We start from the raw sequence: 19,170 nt of genomic DNA, 5'->3' as shown, positions 1-19,170 counted from the left end.
AATTATTCATTTATTATGAAAAACCTTTATTATCATTCTTTGCGAAAGGTCCTATTAATGGCCTTTATATGCTGCCTGAGCCTAGCAGCGTTTTCGCAAACCGCATTAAAAGGAACTGTTACTGACCCACAGGGAAGTCCACTTGTGGGAGTAACTGTAACTAATCAAACACAGGGTCAGGTTACAAAAACCGATGAACAAGGGGAGTTTAGCATTCAAGCTAAAGTGTCGGATGTAATTGCATTTTCTTCTTTGGGATACCAACCCCACAAACAAACCTTAGAAAATTTGGGTTCATTAAGAATTTCATTAAATCCAACAGGAGAAGATTTAGAGGAGGTGGTTGTTTTAGGTTATGGTAGCATTAAGAAATCTAACTTAACAGGTTCAGTTTCCCGATTGGATAAAAGAGTACTAGAAACTGGGGTTCGATCAAATCCAGCATCAGCATTGGCAGGAACCATTCCTGGGTTGAGAGTACAACAAACTTCAGGTCGTCCAGGTTCAGTGCCTAATATTGTTCTTCGTGGAGGAACAACCTATGGCGGAGGAGGTTCGCCATTGGTCATTGTCGATGGACTGATTCGCTCAGGTTTCTCAGATATTAATCAAGATGATATTGAATCGATTGATGTATTAAAAGACGCTTCTGCAACAGCAATTTATGGAGCTAGAGCTTCTAATGGTGTTGTATTAATTACCACGAAACGTGGTAAAGATGGAGTGTCCAATATCTCATTGAAGTCCAAAATAGGGGTTAATTCATTGAATATCCCTTTTGAGTTTTTGGATGCCAAGGACTATTTATATTGGTCAAGAAAGGGGGTGGAGACTTCAGGGATGTATCAACCCAACCAATTGAATCAATTGACTTCTGTTGGTCCATTCGGTACAGGGAATAAATATAAGGATGCTGACGGCAATATCTTGGATGGTAACAAAGTTAGCAATGCTGTTTGGAGTACCATGTTCTTAGATGATTCCAACAGAGAATTATTAAATCAAGGCTATCAAATTATGATAGATCCCGTAACAGAAAAAGAGTTAATCTATAAGGATTTTGATTATACAGACTATGCTTTGCGTAAGAATGCCATTACTCAAGACTATAACTTGGCTGTTCAAGGAGGAAATGAGAAAAGTAAGTATTATGCAAGTTTAGGGAAATACTATGAGCAAGGAGTTCCAATTGGAACCAACTATGACCGGTTAACCTTTATTCTTAATGGAGATTACAAGATTAAGCCATGGATTACATCTAATTCAGGGTTGAATTTCGCTAATACGAAATGGAGAGATGCCATTAATGGTGAAGGAAATTATATGACGCGTGCTTTGGGCGCTCCTCCAACCATGCGAGGGTTTAATGCAAATGGGGATTTATTGGTAGGTCGTGATTGGCAGGATGGGAACCCAGCGGTTAACAATGACCGTTTTATCCGCAATAACCAGAATCAGAAATTCACAATGTCCCAAGCATTTGTCATTGATTTATACAAGGGATTGAGTTTAAGGACAAGTGGTAACTGGTTTATCAACCAAACGAATAATGAATCATTCAACCGTGACTATTTGGCGAGTCCAGGCAACTGGGTTCGGACTCGTAATTCATCAGCTAGCTATGATAAGATATTAAATCAAACCTATAATGCCGTTTTAAACTATAAAACTACCATTGCTGAAAAGCATAATGTTGATGCTATGGCGGGTTGGGAATTTTTTGATTCTTATAACACAGGGTTTTCTGCATCTGGATCAGGTGCCCCATCGGATGACTTCATGGATTTGGGCTTGACTAGTACAGAAGCAAACCGTCGTGGTATAGATTCTTATCATGTTCGTAACAGGATTACTTCCTTTTTCGGACGTCTTAACTATGATTATGACCAACGCTATTTAATGACTTTGACTTTGCGTCGTGATGGTTACTCCAATCTATTGAATAATCGTTGGGGAACATTTCCAGGAGTTTCATTAGGTTGGAATTTGCATAATGAGGAATTCTTTGCAAGCAGCATTGGAGCAGACAATTTTATCAATACTTTAAAATTGAGAGCTAGTTATGGTGCGAACGGAAATATTGGAGGTATAGGAGCATATACCTTGCAAGGAACATATGGTACTTCAAAGTATGATGGAAATGTTGGCTATGCTATGACTAGTTTAAGTATCCCTAATCTGAAATGGGAAAGTTTGATTACCAAGGAAGTAGGTTTAGAAACTAGGTTGTTTAACAGACTAGATCTATCCGTTGCATATTATCATAGAACGACTTCGGATAAAATTGCAACCTTATTATTGCCAGCCTCAGCAGGGTTTACTTCAATTACCACCAATAATGGTGATATGCAAAACCAAGGGGTTGAGATAGACTTAAATTATCAAGCAATCCGAGCTAATGACTTCACATTGAGTTTCAACTGGAATACTGCCTACAACAAGAACAAGATTTTAAAGCTGCCATATAACGGTGTTGAAAATAACCGTCAGAATGGTTTCCAAGTATATAATCCAAGTACAATGGAATTAGAATGGGTTGGAGGTTTACAAGAAGGGCAAGATCCTAATGTGGCTTATGCATATGAGGCATTAGGAATCATTCGCACCCAACAAGATTTGGATAATTATGCTCTTCAATTAAAGGATTTGATTGGGTTTAGAACATTAGTGCATCCAGATGTATTCAATGCAATGACCGCTTCAGAGAAAGCCTTGCATTATCCATTAGCCTTAGGAGATGTTATGTGGAGAGATGTCAATAATGATGGAATCATCAATTCCTACGATAGGGTTTATATGGGAAATACTGTTCCGCGTTGGACCGGAGGATTTGGATTATATTCAACCTATAAGGATTTTTCTTTAAGTGCAAGGTTTGACTATGCACTTGGATATGTTGCCTATGATGGACCAAGAGCATGGTTTTTGGGAATGATGCAAGGAACATTCAATACCACTACTGAAGTATTTGATACCTATACCCCTGAAAACACGAATGCGAAATACCCAACCTATTACTGGGCAGATCAATTGTTTAAGAACAATACAAGTCGTGAAAGCAGTATGTTCTACAATAAAGGTAATTATTTGGCATTCAGAGAAATTTCTTTGGCCTATCGTTTACCAAGATCTTTGGCTAATAAGATGAAAATGGAAGATTTAAGTGTTTCAGTAACAGGGCAAAACCTTCATTATTGGACTGCCAATACCTTATTTTCTGCAGAAAGCGGATCGATAGGACAAGGTGGTGGTGGATACCCATTGCCAAGAACGGTCATTTTTGGTCTTCAAATAACCTTTTAAAACTTAAGTCATGAAAAAGATATTAATAGCCTTAGCAATAGCGGCAACTAGCATAACCTTTTCCTCTTGCAGCAAGATGGAATTAGATTTAACCCCAGAAGATTATTTTGCAAGCGGCTCTTTCTGGAAAACTCCGGACCAGGTGAAAGGAGCAATGGTTGGTATACATAGCCAATTAAGAAATGCACAGCAAACATTATGGAGTTTTGGGGAATTAAGAGGAGGAACGTTGAGGGACGGGACCAGTTTTACAGGTACAGCCTCTTTAAATTCAAGCTCAATTATTATTCAGGATATTCGGGAGAGTAGTCCCGGCTTTAGTAGTTGGGCGAATCTTTATGGACAGATTTTTCAGATCAACAACTTTATATTTCAGGTTGAATCTGCTACTTACCTTTCAGATTCTGAAAAAGGATATTATTTAGGTCAGGCTTATGGTTTGAGAGCATTTTACTACTTTAATCTTTTCAAAACTTGGGGGAGGGTTCCATTAGTAGCTGAAGCCAAGGTAGCGAATCAAGCGCCTAGTTCAGCAGAAGAGCTATATACAGCCCGCAGCAAAACGGAAAAAGAGACCTTAGACTTTATTAAAGCAGACGTAGAAAAATCAGTTTCTAGTTTCAACAATGACTATAATATCCTAAATCAAAAAGCGCAATGGTCATTAGCTGCTACACAGATGTTGAAAACCGAGGTTTACCTATGGTCAGCAAAGGTGAAGATCGATGGTGCTGCTTCTGCAAGTACAGCGCAAGATTTACAGACTGCCAAGGCGGCTGTGGAGAGCATTATTCCAAAATTCTCTTTGGTCAGTGATTTTGCTAATGTATTTGCCACAGCAAGTTCTGCCTCCAATAAAGGGAATTCTGAAACTATTTTTACCCTGAGGTATCAATATGGAGAGGCAACCAACTTCTTCAATAATTTTCTTTATGCGCAGAGTGATGATATTTCAGGCTATGTTGATGATAAAGGAAATGCAATTCCTGCTGATCCATTGAAGATTTCAAATACCGGAATTATTCGTTATGAATATAAGTATAACCTTTATCAATTATTTGATGCCGCGGATACAAGGGCAAATGCAACTTTTTTAAACTTTAATAAGGACGATGTACATGCAGTGGTTTTCCGAAAATTCTTGGGATCCATCGTCGAAGGAGTGAGGAGTTATTCCGATGACTATCCGATTTATCGTTTGTCTGATGCTTATCTTTTATTGGCAGAAATAAAAAATAAATTAGGTCAAGATCCTACCAATGAAATTATGTTGGTGAGAAACCGTGCCTACAAAGGGTCAGCCCCACAATTTGTAAACGGTAGCTTTGAATCCAATGAGCTTGCTATTTTCTACGAAAGAACAAAAGAGTTTGTATCTGAAGGAAAACGTTGGTTTGACCTTCGACGTATGCAAGATGCCTCAGGAAATCCATTAGTTTTTCGAAAAGACTTGAATTTGGTTGGTGTATTGGATAACAACGATTCCCAAAAACATAAAATTCTTTGGCCTATTGATCTTGGAACCCTATCGGCGGATCCAAAGTTAAATGGAGACCAAAATCCTGGATATTCAGGAACTTAATGCTAAATTTAATATTAACCTATCCTGAACCACAGGATAGGTTATCTAGTTTTTAATAATTTGTATATGCTAAACAACAAAATAGAAGGATTAATTGCTGCTCCATTTACAGCTTTTGATCAGAATGGTGAACTGAACCTAGACCTTATTCCAACTTATTATCAGTCCCTAAAGAAAAATAATGTAAAAGGAGCTTTCATCTGTGGATCTACAGGAGAAGGTGTGTCCTTGACTTTTGACGAAAAAGTTCAAGTCTTGAAGGCTTGGACAGCATTGACCAAAGCAGATCCGGATTTCGCCTTGATTATGTTTTTAGGCGGTACGAATGTTAAAGAATGTAAGCAATTGGCGGTAATCTCGGAGCAGGAAGGAGCAGATGCTATTTCCTTTACTTCCCCATATTATTTTAAACCTGCAAATGTGCAGCAATTGGCTAAATGCTGTCAAGAAATAGCTGCCTCTGCACCAAATACTGCATTTTATTATTACCATATCCCGGTTTTGACAGGCGGGAACTACAATATGATTGACCTGTTGGAAGCAGTGGATGATTTGGTTCCGACCTTCAAAGGCATCAAATATACGCATGAAGATTTTATGGATTTCTTGTCTTGTTTGAATTATAAAAACAGGAAGTACGATATGCTTTGGGGACGTGATGAAAACATGTTGTCCTCTTTGGTATTAGGGACTAAAGGCGCTGTAGGAAGTACCTACAATTATGCTGCTCCATTATACAATGATTTAATGGCAGCCTATGAGCAGGGTAATTTTGAGGAAGCCAATAAATTGCAACAGAAATCCATTGATATGATCCGTTTGTTAGGCAAATATGGAGGTATTGCGACTGGAAAAGCTTATATGAAATTGGTGAACTTGGATTGTGGCGAATTCCGTTTGCCAATAGCCAATATGTCAAAAGAGAATTTTGAGTTGTTCAAGGCTGATGTTGCGGCATTGGGTTTTGAATCCTTTAAATCAATCAATTAATGCGGATTAAGGCAATATTATCTATGGCGGTTTTAGTGGTTGGTTGTTCTGGTTCGCAGAGCAAGTCTGGATTAGTATGGGAAGAAGCAAGTCAATTGCCTGCGATTTCTGGGTCAAAAAATATAGGTGTCGCAGGACCGATAGCCGGTATCATTCAAGATAAACTGATTGTGGCAGGAGGAGCTAATTTTCCAAATGGATTGCCTTGGGACGGAGGGAAAAAGTTTTATCAATCTCAAGGATTTATCTATTCCATTTCAGGGTCAAGAATAAAACTGGATACGATATTTAACCTTCAAGACAGGATTGCCTATCCCGCCAATTTGAGCTATCAAAATTCGATTTTTATTGCAGGTGGTGAAAATGAAAATGGGCCATTGAAACAAGTTTCAAAATTTGAAATAGCGGAGAATGGTGATATAATAAAAAAGAATTTTCAGCCTTTGCCGATAGCATTAACCAATGCTGGTTTAGCAGTAGGAAATAACGAATTGTTCTTCGTAGGCGGTGAAAATGCTGAATCTGTTTCTGACAAGGTTTATTCCCTGAAATTGGATGACTCGACCTCAAATTGGATTGAATATATTCAGTTGCCTTATCCAATTAGCAACGCAATTGTAGTTGGAAACCAAAAGGATAAAATCTACATAGTTGGTGGTAGGAAGAAGAACCTGAATAGCATTAGTGAAATCTATGATGGAGTTCTAGAATTGGATATCCCATCAAAAAGCGTAAAAGAAATTTCTAATTTACCTAAACCTTTAGCTGCTGGGACTGGACTTTATAAAGATGGAAAGATTTATGTTTTCGGTGGCGATGATGGCGGGACATTTTCAAAGGTAGAGCAAGCAATTGCTGAAATTACACAAGAAAAAGACCCAAATCTCAAAGAACAGCTCATTTTAGCCAAGAATAAACTTCAAGAAAATCATCCAGGATTTTCTAAGGAGAACTGGGTTTATGACTTGAAGTCTGATTCATGGTCAAAATTGGAACCTATGCAAACTGAAAGTCCGGTAACAACAACAGCATTAATTAAAGAGAATCAATTTTTTATTCCATCAGGAGAGGTTCGAGCGGGGGTTCGTACTGATCAAATTCTTGTTGGACAGATAAAATAAACCTATGAAAAACAGTAATAAATATCCTTGGATCGTTGTAGGCTTGTTATGGTTTGTGGCACTCCTAAATTATATGGATCGCCAGATTTTATCAACCATGCGACCTGCAATGGCCATCGATATTTTGGAATTGGAAAGTGCTGCGGTATTTGGTAATCTGATGGCTGTATTTCTGTGGATATATGGCTTTATGAGTCCAGTAGCCGGAATTGTGGCCGATAAATGGAACCGAAAATGGTTGATTGTAGGGAGTTTGTTTGTATGGTCTGCAGTTACTATGGCTATGGGGTATGCCAATACTTATGAACAGTTATATGCTCTAAGAGCAATTATGGGCGTAAGTGAAGCCTTGTATATTCCTGCAGGACTTTCCTTGATTGCGGATTACCATTCGGATAAATCAAGGTCTTTAGCCGTTGGGGTACATATGACCGGGTTTTATTTTGGGCAGGCATTAGGTGGCTTTGGGGCTACTGTGGCTGCTTCTTACTCCTGGCATTATACCTTTATCTTGTTTGGATTGATCGGAATCATCTATTCCATCGTCCTTATTCTGTTTTTACAAGAAACTGATCATCGATCTGATGCCAAGAAGTTGGTTGAAAACAAGGTTCCCTTGTTAAAAGGGCTTTCCATCTTGTTCTCCAATATTGCATTCTGGGTCATCTTATTATATTTTGCTGTTCCTAGTTTGCCAGGCTGGGCAACCAAGAACTGGCTACCTACCTTATTCTCTGAAAACCTGCATATTCCTATGGAAAAGGCAGGTCCATTGGCGACTATTACCATTGCCCTTTCTTCATTCTTTGGAGTAATCCTAGGAGGAATTATTTCGGATAAATGGATACAAAAGAATGTCCGCGGAAGAATCTATACCAGTGCTATTGGCTTGGCATTGACCATTCCAGCGGTAATATTGATTGGATATGGGCACAGCGTCTTTGCAATCGTTGCTGCAGGCTTGATGTTTGGATTCGGTTTTGGGATGTTTGATGCAAATAATATGCCGATCCTGTGTCAGTTTGTGTCTTCAAAATACAGGGCTACAGCCTATGGGATCATGAATATGGTCGGTGTATTTGCGGGAGCATATATCACCAAGATCCTTGGTGCCTCTGCAGATGAAGGTCAATTGGGAAGTGATTTTGCTTTATTGGCGGGAATTGTGTTGATCGTTTTGATCATTCAATTGGCCGTTTTAAAACCGAAGGGGAATGAGGCTATCGATTAAAATACTTTTCTTATTTATTCTATCTATTAACTTTCTTTTTGCCCAACAAAAGAAGAAGGTAGCCTGTATTGGTGATTCAGTGACTAAAGGCTCTAATTTAGCCAAAGGGAAAACCTATCCTGAGCAATTGCAGCAATTGCTTGGCGATGGTTATGAAGTACGCAATTTTGGGAGAAATGGTGCAACGCTATTGGAAAAAGGGCATAACCCTTACCTGAAATCAGAAGAACTAGAGGCTGCGTTAGCCTTTAAACCTGATATGATTGTCATTTCCTTGGGCTTGAATGATACAGATCCAAGAAATTGGCCTAACTACCAAATTGACTTTCAAAGGGACTACAATAAACTAATTTCACTTTTTGAAAACGAAAATCCGAAAGTGGAGGTGTTTGTCTGTGAGATAAGCCCAATCTTTAGTGGTCATCCTCGGTTTCTATCCGGAACTCGGGATTGGTACTGGGATATCAAAAAGGAAATAGAGGCAGTAGCGGTGATTCATTTCCACAAGCTCGTTGATCTCTATTCGCCTTTAGCTTTTCGTATCGATCTATTTGATGATTATTTACACCCTTCTGAACAAGGCGCCGAAATTATTGCAAAGACCATTTTTGATAGAATTGTTCCTGTAAGGCAGAAGCTTTCCGTACATGAAAGTATAGGTTCGCATATGGTATTGCAACGTAATCAAACTAATCGAATAAAAGGAAAGGCGAATGCTGGACAGACTGTATTTATTGAAATGAAGGGTGGAACTACCTTATCCAATGCTGATAAAGAAGGGGAGTGGGCAATGGATGTGGATGCCATGCCCGCTGGTGGACCATATAGGATGAAAATCAGGACCGATCAGGATTCGATAATCTTAGAAGATATATTGTTCGGAGATGTGTTTTTAGCATCAGGACAGTCCAATATGGCTTTTCCATTAAAGGAGGCCAATGGATCAAAGGAATTGATTAAGGAGGCATCTAAACACAATAATATTCGAATTTTTAAGAACAAGGTCCTTAAGGAAACAAATAATGAAGAGTGGGATGAAGTTACTTTAAAGAAAGTAAATGATTTGGAATACTTCTCTGGAAACTGGGAAAAGTTAACAGCAGAAAATGCTGCCAACTTTTCCGCCATTGCTTTCAGTTTTGCAGAAGCATTGGAACAGGAAATGAAGGTTCCGATCGGTATCATTGAACTAGCCGTAGGTGGTTCGAATACTGAGTCTTGGATTCCGAGAAGAAGCTTGGAGGAAGACCCTCTTTTGGCGACCTATATCCACGGGTGGCGAAAATCTGATTTCATCCAGGATTTCTGCAGGAACAGAGCTGAGGTTAATCTGAAGAAATCTAAGGTCAAGAACCAAAGACATCCCTATGAACCGGCCTATAATTTTGAAGCTGGCTACAATAAGTGGAAGGATACTTCATTAAAAGGGGTACTGTGGTATCAGGGAGAAAGTAATGCACATAACGTTGAATTACACGAGCACTTATTCAAGACTTTAATAGATTCTTGGAGGGCGAATTATAAGCCTTTTTTGGGTAAACGGGAAAGGTTGCCATTCTATACGGTTCAACTTTCCAGTATAGATAGGCCATCTTGGCCAAAATTCAGGGATAGCCAAAGAAAGCTTAGCAATGAATTGAAGGATGTCTATATGGCAATCAGTTCTGATGTAGGTGATTCCTTGGATGTACATCCAAGGGAGAAGTTAATTATAGGAAATCGACTGGCAAATCTGGTCTTGAAGCATGAATTTGGGAAAGATAATAATGCGGACAGCCCGCAACCCATATATTCTTATCGCAAAGAAAGACAACATGAAATAAGGTTCAGTCATGCCAAGCAATTAAGGGCAGTGGGATCAAAAGAAGTTATAGGTTTTCAGGCTAAGGATGAAAACGGAAACTTGGTAGATCTCAGGGTGGTCGAAATAAAAGGGAATTCGGTTATCCTGGAAAATCCTAAAGGTTTAACAGAAATATATTATGGATATAAGCCTTTTTCAAGGGCTAATTTGGTGAATGAGGAGGGAGTTCCTGTTTCCACATTTTCGATTAAAAGATAAAAAAGAATGTACAATAACGAAGAGCTTACTGCATTAGCAGATTTTTATAAAGATCAATTGGTCAATGATACGGTTCCTTTTTGGTTTCCGAGATCATTTGATCATGAGTATGGCGGGTACCTATTAATGCGAGACCAAGATGGTTCGTTGATTGATACCGATAAGGCCGTTTGGATTCAAGGTCGTGCATGTTGGTTGCTTTCTACTCTTTACAACACAGTGGAGCCACGCGAAGAATGGTTGGCAGGTGCGCGTTTGGGCTATGAATTCTTAAAAAATAAATGCTTTAATGCAGAAGGGAAAATGTATTTCCATGTGGATCAGGAAGGCAATCCCATCCGTATGCGCCGTTATTTTTTCTCGGAAACCTTTGCTGTCATTGCCAGTGCTGCTTATGCAAAGGCTTCGGGTGATGAGGAAGCTGCTCAGTTGGCTCGTGATCTGTATGGGATTTGTTTGGAGTATGCCAGTGCTGAACGGAAAATGGAACCAAAATTTGAGAAAACTCGACCAAGCCGTGGAATAGGTATTCCAATGATTATGTGCAATACAGCCCAACAACTTCGGGAGACTATTGGGGACCCTCGATGTGATGAGGCAATTGCAAATTGGATTCAAGAGATAGAGCAGTATTTTGTGAAGGATGATATCCGCTGTGTGATGGAGCAAGTAGCTCCTGATGGCAGTATCATCGATCATATTGATGGACGGACGCTCAATCCTGGTCATGCTATTGAAGGAGCTTGGTTTATTCTCCATGAAGCTGTTCATAGAAATATGGATGAGAAATTGATCAACCTAGGATTACGGATGTTAGACTATATGTGGGAAAGAGGTTGGGACAAGGAATTTGGGGGTATTCTGTATTTTAGGGATGTTTATAATAAACCTGTTCAAGAGTATTGGCAAGATATGAAATTTTGGTGGCCGCAGAATGAAGCAATTATTGCAACCTTATTGGCTTATTTGATAACTAAGGATGAGAAATATGCTACAATGCATAAGTTGATCCATAAATATGCCTATTCTCATTTCCATGATAAAGAACATGGAGAATGGTTTGGTTATTTACATAGGGACGGGGGAAGAGCCCAGTCTGCTAAAGGGAATCTATTTAAAGGGCCTTTCCACTTGCCTAGACAAGAATGGTACTGTTGGTCTATTATCAACCAATTTAAGAACAAGGATAACCATGAATAGAATAGCTCAATATATTTTATTGTTTATCAGCTTTTTTGCTGTGAATAACCTGAGCGCTCAGGATGCTTTGATTCCAATGCCTCAAAATATACAGTGGTCGAAAGATAAACTGGACTTGTCTAAGGGGGTGCGTCTTGAAATTGGCAAAACAATTGAAAAGAATGAGGTTAATCTTTTAAGAAGTATTCTTCAAGAGCATTCTCTAGACATTAAAGAAAGGAGCAAAGGTCCAACCATTTCCTTGAATACTGTTTCAAGCCTAGAAAACATAGTTTCAGATGAAGGATATGAATTGAATATCGATTCTAAAGGTATCTATATTCAAGCCTTAGCTAGTAAAGGGATTTTCTATGCCCTTCAGACTTTAAGGCAAATGGACTATCATGATAAGCAAGTAGCCTTAGTGAACATAAAAGATCAACCTTCTTATTCCTTTAGAGGATTTTTGCTGGATGTGGGAAGGAATTACCAACCTATGTCCATGTTGAAGGAGCAGATCGATGTGATGGCAATGTATAAGCTCAATGTTCTGCATTTCCATTTTACCGAGGATATTGCCTGGCGTTTGGAAAGTAAAAAATATCCAGGGCTTACTGCTGCAGAGAACATGACCCGTTGGGCTGGGAAACATTATACGGTTGCTGAGTTTCAGGAGTTGATCGATTATTGTAGAGATAGGCATATCTTATTCTTGCCTGAGATTGACATGCCGGGGCATTCTGCTGCTTTTGAGCGGTTCTTTAAAGTCAATATGCAGAGTGAAGAAGGCATTGTTTACATCAAGGAACTGCTTAAGGAATTTGCAGATACCTTCCCAACTTTGAAGCATTTGCATATTGGAGGTGATGAAGTAAAGATTAGTAATAAGCAGTTTATGCCTGAAATCACAAAATATGTAGAATCCTTTGGCTTCAAAACATATGGTTGGGATCCGGGAAGTAATCTTGAGTCTTCCACTGTCCGTCAAATGTGGATGGGTGGTCCAAAAGCAATTGATCCAAATGCCAAACTTCAGTATTTAGATTCCAAGCATCTTTATATCAACCATATGGACCCTTTAGAGACGGTGACAACTTTGTTTTTCAGGAGGTTTGCAGAACAAGAAAAGGAAAGTTCACAATTGCCAGGAGCTATACTCTGTTCATGGCCAGACCGTGCAGTTGAAAAACCAGAAGACATGTTTCTTCAAAGTGCAATCTATCCAGGGATGATAACATTTGCTGAAAGAATATGGCGCGGTGGAGGTGAATTAGGATGGAAAGCCTTTTTACCTGATAGAAAATCGGAATCTTTTAGGCAGTTTGCTGATTTTGAAAAAAGGCTATTATCACATAAATCTAAATATTTTGCTAATCTACCATTTCCATATCAGCAACAAACTGAAATGTTTTGGGATATGATTGGTCCATATGATAATGCAGGCGATTTAACGAAGGGTTTTGCTATTGAAAAAGATCCTTTTGGAGAGCATTACCCCGTTTATAAGAACCAAGTAGGGGGGACCATTGTCTTAAGGCATTGGTGGGCAGACATTATTCCGGGAGTTATTGATGCTCCTAAACCCAACAGTACATTTTATGCGAGATCTAGGATCTGGACAGATAAAGCGGAGGAGAAGGCTTTTTGGATAGGTTTTGCAAACCTTTCCCGATCTTATGGCAGTGATTCACCAGCAGAAGGAGCTTGGGATGATCTGCACAGCCAGGTATTTGTAAATGGGGAGAAGATTCCTGCTCCAAAATGGAAACATCCAGGACAGAAAGGTGGTCTGGAATTGCCATTGACCGATGAAGGTTATTCTTTTAGGGAGCCAACTAAGATCCAGTTGAAAGAAGGTTGGAACGATATATTAATCAAATTGCCAGTCGGAGATTTTAAGGGTAAAGATTGGCAGAATCCGGTGAAATGGATGTTTACATTTATCCCTTATCAATAGAAATCAATACACACTATATATGAAAAAACTATTTTTATCAGTATTTGCCGCATGCTTATTGTCAGCAGTTTCAGCTCAGGAAACAGTTGTTTTTCGCTCTGGGGAGGATGGTTATGCTAGCTATCGTATTCCTGCACTTATTAAAAATAAAAATGGCGACTTAATCGCATTCTCTGAGGGTCGAGTAGATCATGCCGGTGATTATGGCAACGTAGATATTGTTTATAAGATCAGTAAAGACCAAGGCAAAACTTGGGGGAAGTTGAATGTTGCAGCCGATTATGATAAGCTGCAGGCAGGAAATGTTGCACCAGTAGTAGATTTAATGGATCCTGCTTATCCGGCCGGAAGGATATTTCTTTTCTATAATACCGGAAATAATCACGAAGGAGAAGTAAGGAAAGGCAAAGGATTACGTGAAGTATGGTACATAACTTCAACTGATGGCGCAAAGACCTGGTCCGAACCAGTGAATATCACGACCCAGACTCATAGGCCAAACCAGCCGGAGGCTAATTCTGCTTATACCTTTACAGAAGATTGGAGAACTTATGCCAATACTCCTGGACATGGATTTCAATTTGTTTCAGGACCTAAGAAGGGTAGGATTTATATCGCAGCGAACCATAGTGCCGGGGATCCTAATTCTCAAGGAAAGGATTGGAATGCACATGCTTTCTATTCAGATGACCATGGTAAAACATTTCAGTTGAGCCAAAATGTTCCTTATCCAGGAACTAATGAGTCTACAGCTGCTCAGGTTGGGGAAAATGAGGTGTATATGAGCTCCCGAAATCAGCAATTAAATCCTAAACAACGTGTTATTTCGATATCTAATGATGGCGGAGAAACTTGGCAGAGTTCAGCTCCAGACTCAAATTTGCCCGATCCTATAAACCAAGGTGCAGTTTTATCATGGAAGAAGGGAAAGAATTTCATTCTAGCGCATATTAATGCTGCTGATGAGAAAAATAGAGATAACCTAACTTTAAAACTTTCAAAGGATAAAGGCAAGACTTGGTATTTTACAAAACTGATTGCTAAGTCGCCTGAAGGTTATAAAGGGGCATATTCGGCCTATTCGGATATAGTCTTGATGAAACCTAAGCTAGTTGGTATCCTGTATGAAAAGGATAATTATAAAGACATCGTTTTTCTAACAGAAAAAATTAAATAGAGGTAAACCCTAAGTCTAATAAGCTTAGGGTTTTCTTTTTTAATCCCTTAATTCTCAGAAAATTCCTGTAAATTTAAATTTATCTACTTGTTTAACCTGTTTAAACTCAATCAAATTATGTTTCTGAAAAGTGTGGTCTATATAAAAACATTGATCTGTGTGCCTGCAGTTCGCAATTCAATGCTCATGTCTATTTTATTGCTGTCGGCTTCAGTTCTTGATTCCTGTGCAAGGAAAAATTCGGTGCTAACTACTTCATCTAGTCATATTTATCAGAACCCGGTTTTTGAACCAGTCCTCGCAGACCCTACGGTTATCCAAGATCCAAAAACGAAACTGTTCTATGCGTATGGCACTCAGGATAATTGGGATGATGGAAAAGGATCTCGCCTTGTGCCCATCCTTGAATCAAAGGATATGGTAAATTGGTCCTATGTTGGGCCAGCATTTCAAACGAAACCAAGTTGGAAGGAAGCCGGAGGAATATGGGCTCCCGATATTAATTTAGTTGATGGCAAATATTACCTTTATTATTCTTTTTCTACCTGGGGTGATAAAAATCCCGGATTAGGTCTGGCGATCTCTGATTCGCCCAAAGGACCATTTATTGATCAAGGAAAATTATTGGATTCCAAATCTGCTAATGTTCCAAATTCTATTGATCCCTTTTATATTGAAGAGAAAGGTAAAAAATATATTTTTTGGGGCAGTTTCTCAGATTCTCCCGAACAAGGAACATTTGCTTTGGAATTAACAGCAAATGGAAAAAATGTGCTAAATGGTCAAAAACATAAAATTGCCGCCGGTGATTTTGAAGCCGTTACTATCTTTAAAAAGAATGGATATTTTTATTTTCTAGGTTCAAAGGGGAGTTGTTGTGAAGGAGCTAATAGTAAATACCATGTATTAACAGCTCGCTCAAAAAACCTATTGGGTCCCTATCTAGATAAAGAAGGGCGTGATATTAAAGAAAGAAATTACGGCACTCTGGTTTTGGAGGGTTCAGATTCTATTGTTGGACCTGGTCATACCTCTGGAGTTATTACAGATAAAAAAGGGAAAGACTGGATATTATATCATGCAATTGATAAAAATAATGGTAAACTCAAAAATGGGACTAGTAGAAGGATGTTGATGTTGGATCCAATAAATTGGAAAGAGGGTTGGCCGTTGATTGGTTCGGGGAAACCGGAAAAAAATAACCTTCAAAAACCTATTATTTAATTTTTAGAAATGAACATACGATTTTTACTATTAGGTTTACTTTTCTTGTTCGGCATAGAAAGCATGGCACAAGAATTACCAGGAAACCCATTGTCAGTTGCATTGGGGGATCCATACATCATTTATGATGATCAGAGTGACCTCTATTACTTATATGGCACAGGTGGAACCAAGAATGGTTTTGTTGTTTATTCTTCAAAGGATTTGAAGGATTGGAAAAATGAAGGTGTAATCTATAATAACCAACAAGAAAAGTCATGGGGGACCAAAGATTTTTGGGCTCCAGAGGTTTATAAATGGGATAATAAGTTCTATTTATTTTACAGCGCCCATTGGAAAGAAAACCCAAATAATGAATTAGAAAACTATAAGATTGGGGTCGCTGTTGCAGATCAACCAACAGGACCATTTATGGATATAGATTCAGTGCCTTTATTTGATCCCGGCTACCCAATTATAGATGCGAATGTATATGTTGCTGATAATGGTAAGAAATTTCTCTATTACTCTAGGTGTTGTTACAAACATCCTGTTAAGTCAGAAATTGCAACTTGGGCAAAAAAGAATGGAATTTATGATGAGATAGAAGAAAGCTGGGTCTATGGAATTGAACTGAAATCTGATTTAAGTGGGGTTATTGGAAAGCCAAAATTATTGCTAAGGCCTCCTGTGAAAATGAATGACAAACAAGCAGAATGGGAAAGTAGGTCTGTCAACAATAAGGAGATTAATCGTCGCTGGACTGAAGGATCATATTTATTTAAACATAATGATCTGTACTACATGATGTATTCAGCTAATCATTATACTGGGCCATTTTATGCTGTAGGTTATGCCACTGCAAAGAGCCCATTGGGTCCTTTTGTAAAATCCGAGTTTAATCCCGTTTTGCAAAAAAATACAGAAAGTGGAGGAGATGTAACAGGAACTGGCCATAACTCAATTTTTGTTGGTAAAGATGGTAAAATGTATTGTGTCTATCATGGTAGGACAACCAAAACAGGAAATGATAGAGTTGTTTTCATCGATCCTATTGAAATTGATTCTAAGGGTGTGTTAAAAGTACACGGACCCACTACAATTAATTGATGGAATTTGTATATTAGGTGAACTAATATAAACGCAACCTATGCCTAATTTTGCAATTAACGACGTGCCACACAGGCGTTTGAACCTCTTAACAGGCGAAAGTATTCTAGTTTCACCGCATAGGAGCAAGCGTCCATGGCAAGGTCAAGTAGAAGATTTGCCAGCAGATAATCGACCTCAATATGATCCTACCTGTTATTTATGCCCTGGAAATTCAAGAGCCGATGGAAGCGTAAATCCTGATTATAAGGATAGTTTTGTTTTTGTAAATGATTTTTCAGCTTTATTGAAAGATTCAGAAGAAGGGGAAATAAATGAGGAAGGTTTGTTGGTTGCTGAAACTGAACGAGGGATTTGTAAAGTAATAGCCTTTACACCTAGACATGATTTAACATTGCCCGAAATGGATATTCCTTCAATCAAAAATCTAGTTGATGTATGGCAAAATGAATTTATTTCCCTTTCTCAAAATGATTGGATAAAATACATCCAGATCTTTGAGAATAAAGGAGCAATTATGGGATGTAGTAACCCACATCCACATGGACAGATTTGGGCTGAAAGTAAAATCCCAATGGAAATCCAAAAAGAAGAAAAGCAACAAAAGGAATATTTTGAAAAAAATAAAAGATCCCTTCTTACTGATTACATAGCCCTTGAATTGAAGAAAAATGAAAGGATTATTGTTGATAATGAATATTTTGTTGCCCTAGTTCCTTTCTGGGCAGCATGGCCTTTCGAAACGTTAGTCATCAGTAAAAGACAAGTAAAGGATATCAGAGAATTTACCGAAGATGAAAAATTAGACCTAGCCAAAACTCTTCAAGAATTAACAATCCGTTACGATAATATTTTTTCCACTTCATTTCCATATTCTGCAGGAATGCATCAAGCGCCTGTAAACTCCAATGATCAAGATTTTTGGCATTGGCATATGCATTTTTATCCGCCATTATTGCGGTCGTCAACCGTGAAAAAGTTTATGGTTGGTTATGAAATGCTAGCCAATCCCCAAAGGGATATTACAGCAGAAAAAGCTGCGGAAATAATTAGAAATCAACCTACAACACATTATAAAGGAAATATCAAATGATTGATAAACATCAGATTAGTATTCGGTTTAAAGAATTGTATGGATCTGAGCCTACATTAATTTCGAAATCCCCGGGGCGAATTAATATTATCGGAGAACATACTGATTATAACGAGGGATTTGTTCTCCCTACTGCCATAGACAAGGCAGTTTATGTAGCCCTTTCTAAACGTGATGATTCTGAAATTCATCTTTTTGCTGAAGATTTTAATGAAAGCTTTAGCATTGACTTGAAAGATATAAAACCTACTGAAAAAGGTTGGCCGAACTATATTTTAGGCGTTGTTAACCAGATATTATCAAGAGGATTGAAGATTTCAGGTTTTAACCTGTATATAAATGGAGATATTCCCGTAGGTGCCGGACTTTCCTCCTCTGCTGCGGTAGAATGTGCAACTGGCTTTGGATTGAATGCCTTGTTCGACTTAGGGTTAGACAAAGTAAGCATAGCCAAAATAGGACAATTGGCAGAACATACTTATGCAGGAGTGAAATGTGGAATTATGGATCAATTCGCTTCAGTTTTAAGTAAAGAAAATCATGTGGTTCGCTTAGATTGTCGTGATTTGAGTTATACCTATGTACCCTTGGAATTAGGAGACTACGAAATTGTATTACTGAATACCAATGTTAAGCATTCACTTGCTTCATCTGCTTATAATGATAGAAGGCATTCTTGTGAAAGAGCAGTTTCATTGGTTCAGGAAAAATATAAAGATGTCAATAGTTTAAGAGATGTAACCTTGGATATGCTTGTAGAATTGGTGAAACCTGTTGATGAAGACAGTTTTGTTAAGGCAAAATTCGTTGTTGAAGAAAATAAGAGACTTGAAAAAGCATGTTCAGCAATGGAAAGTGGCGATATAGCCGAAATGGGAAAGCAAATGTTTCAAGCACATAAAGGATTAAGTCAAGAATACGAAGTTAGCTGTAAAGAACTAGACTTCCTTGTCGATAAGGCAAAAGCCTTTCCTGAAGTTTTAGGTGCGAGGATGATGGGAGGTGGCTTCGGTGGTTGTACCATTAATATTGTGAAAAAGGGCTTTGGTCATGAATTAGTTGAGGCATTGGCTCCAGCTTATAAAAATGAATTTAATCTCGAATTAACGCCAATATTTGTAAAAACTGATAATGGCTCAGAATTAGTATATTAGAATCAATT

The 19,170-nt window shown here is 38.4% G+C and carries 13 protein-coding genes; all 13 read left to right on the top strand.

The annotated features are described in order from the left end of the window. The first annotated feature begins 15 nt into the window (after positions 1–15). The 13 genes from ACF3OC_RS17880 to ACF3OC_RS17820 all read left to right on the top strand — a co-directional run bounded on the left by ACF3OC_RS17880 (position 16) and on the right by ACF3OC_RS17820 (position 19,162). A complete protein-coding gene (locus tag ACF3OC_RS17880) occupies positions 16–3,303 on the top strand; it encodes a SusC/RagA family TonB-linked outer membrane protein (protein WP_392470244.1) in 3,288 nt (1,095 codons plus the stop codon). Between the two features lie 10 nt (positions 3,304–3,313). Continuing rightward, on the top strand, positions 3,314–4,885 hold the full coding sequence (locus tag ACF3OC_RS17875; RefSeq protein ID WP_392470243.1) for a RagB/SusD family nutrient uptake outer membrane protein: 1,572 nt from the start codon (positions 3,314–3,316) through the stop codon (positions 4,883–4,885). Positions 4,886–4,951: 66 nt separating this feature from the next. Beyond that, the gene (locus ACF3OC_RS17870) at positions 4,952–5,875 is read left to right on the top strand and encodes a dihydrodipicolinate synthase family protein (protein WP_094257317.1); all 924 of its coding nucleotides are present in this window, start codon (positions 4,952–4,954) and stop codon (positions 5,873–5,875) included. Beyond that, positions 5,875–6,996 carry a hypothetical protein gene (locus tag ACF3OC_RS17865; protein WP_392470241.1) on the top strand — a complete coding sequence of 374 codons (1,122 nt, stop codon included), beginning with the start codon at positions 5,875–5,877 and terminating at the stop codon, positions 6,994–6,996. Before ACF3OC_RS17870 ends, ACF3OC_RS17865 begins: the two co-directional genes overlap by 1 nt. Before the next feature lie 4 nt (positions 6,997–7,000). Continuing rightward, complete coding sequence (locus ACF3OC_RS17860) at positions 7,001–8,227, top strand: MFS transporter (protein WP_392470239.1); 1,227 nt, start codon at positions 7,001–7,003, stop codon at positions 8,225–8,227. After that, positions 8,211–10,289, top strand: a complete 2,079-nt coding sequence (locus tag ACF3OC_RS17855) for a GDSL-type esterase/lipase family protein (RefSeq protein ID WP_182499165.1) — start codon at positions 8,211–8,213, stop codon at positions 10,287–10,289. The genes ACF3OC_RS17860 and ACF3OC_RS17855 overlap by 17 nt, the downstream gene beginning before the upstream one ends. 6 nt (positions 10,290–10,295) lie before the next feature. Next, the gene (locus tag ACF3OC_RS17850) at positions 10,296–11,489 is read left to right on the top strand and encodes an AGE family epimerase/isomerase (protein ID WP_182499164.1); all 1,194 of its coding nucleotides are present in this window, start codon (positions 10,296–10,298) and stop codon (positions 11,487–11,489) included. Continuing rightward, positions 11,482–13,425: a family 20 glycosylhydrolase gene (locus ACF3OC_RS17845; RefSeq protein ID WP_392470236.1), complete on the top strand. Its 1,944-nt coding sequence runs from the start codon at positions 11,482–11,484 to the stop codon at positions 13,423–13,425. The genes ACF3OC_RS17850 and ACF3OC_RS17845 overlap by 8 nt, the downstream gene beginning before the upstream one ends. Before the next feature lie 19 nt (positions 13,426–13,444). Next, positions 13,445–14,602: an exo-alpha-sialidase gene (locus tag ACF3OC_RS17840; protein ID WP_182499162.1), complete on the top strand. Its 1,158-nt coding sequence runs from the start codon at positions 13,445–13,447 to the stop codon at positions 14,600–14,602. 117 nt (positions 14,603–14,719) lie between these two features. Beyond that, complete coding sequence (locus ACF3OC_RS17835) at positions 14,720–15,826, top strand: family 43 glycosylhydrolase (protein ID WP_229678321.1); 1,107 nt, start codon at positions 14,720–14,722, stop codon at positions 15,824–15,826. Between the two features lie 9 nt (positions 15,827–15,835). After that, a complete protein-coding gene (locus ACF3OC_RS17830) occupies positions 15,836–16,915 on the top strand; it encodes a glycoside hydrolase family 43 protein (protein WP_392470233.1) in 1,080 nt (359 codons plus the stop codon). A 40-nt stretch (positions 16,916–16,955) separates the two neighbouring features. Beyond that, entirely contained in the window at positions 16,956–18,008 is a 1,053-nt protein-coding gene (locus tag ACF3OC_RS17825; protein WP_094280715.1) for a UDP-glucose--hexose-1-phosphate uridylyltransferase, read from the top strand. Next, on the top strand, positions 18,005–19,162 hold the full coding sequence (locus tag ACF3OC_RS17820; RefSeq protein WP_182499159.1) for a galactokinase: 1,158 nt from the start codon (positions 18,005–18,007) through the stop codon (positions 19,160–19,162). The genes ACF3OC_RS17825 and ACF3OC_RS17820 overlap by 4 nt, the downstream gene beginning before the upstream one ends. Positions 19,163–19,170: the final 8 nt, after the last annotated feature.

This window comes from Sphingobacterium cellulitidis, assembly GCF_043187465.1.
Lineage (GTDB): Bacteria > Bacteroidota > Bacteroidia > Sphingobacteriales > Sphingobacteriaceae > Sphingobacterium > Sphingobacterium cellulitidis.
The sequence above is the reverse complement of the archived record's forward strand: the minus strand, read 5'-3'. Positions and strand labels throughout refer to the sequence as shown.

Excerpts from the sequence above, each read along its gene's own strand:
- ACF3OC_RS17855 (WP_182499165.1), top strand. The coding sequence starts at position 8,211 with ATGAGGCTATCGATTAAAATACTTTTCTTATTTATTCTATCTATTAAC.
- ACF3OC_RS17880 (WP_392470244.1), top strand. The coding sequence starts at position 16 with ATGAAAAACCTTTATTATCATTCTTTGCGAAAGGTCCTATTAATGGCC.
- ACF3OC_RS17820 (WP_182499159.1), top strand. The coding sequence starts at position 18,005 with ATGATTGATAAACATCAGATTAGTATTCGGTTTAAAGAATTGTATGGA.
- ACF3OC_RS17845 (WP_392470236.1), top strand. The coding sequence starts at position 11,482 with ATGAATAGAATAGCTCAATATATTTTATTGTTTATCAGCTTTTTTGCT.
- ACF3OC_RS17850 (WP_182499164.1), top strand. The coding sequence starts at position 10,296 with ATGTACAATAACGAAGAGCTTACTGCATTAGCAGATTTTTATAAAGAT.
- ACF3OC_RS17825 (WP_094280715.1), top strand. The coding sequence starts at position 16,956 with ATGCCTAATTTTGCAATTAACGACGTGCCACACAGGCGTTTGAACCTC.
- ACF3OC_RS17870 (WP_094257317.1), top strand. The coding sequence starts at position 4,952 with ATGCTAAACAACAAAATAGAAGGATTAATTGCTGCTCCATTTACAGCT.
- ACF3OC_RS17840 (WP_182499162.1), top strand. The coding sequence starts at position 13,445 with ATGAAAAAACTATTTTTATCAGTATTTGCCGCATGCTTATTGTCAGCA.
- ACF3OC_RS17860 (WP_392470239.1), top strand. The coding sequence starts at position 7,001 with ATGAAAAACAGTAATAAATATCCTTGGATCGTTGTAGGCTTGTTATGG.
- ACF3OC_RS17875 (WP_392470243.1), top strand. The coding sequence starts at position 3,314 with ATGAAAAAGATATTAATAGCCTTAGCAATAGCGGCAACTAGCATAACC.
- ACF3OC_RS17835 (WP_229678321.1), top strand. The coding sequence starts at position 14,720 with ATGTTTCTGAAAAGTGTGGTCTATATAAAAACATTGATCTGTGTGCCT.
- ACF3OC_RS17830 (WP_392470233.1), top strand. The coding sequence starts at position 15,836 with ATGAACATACGATTTTTACTATTAGGTTTACTTTTCTTGTTCGGCATA.
- ACF3OC_RS17865 (WP_392470241.1), top strand. The coding sequence starts at position 5,875 with ATGCGGATTAAGGCAATATTATCTATGGCGGTTTTAGTGGTTGGTTGT.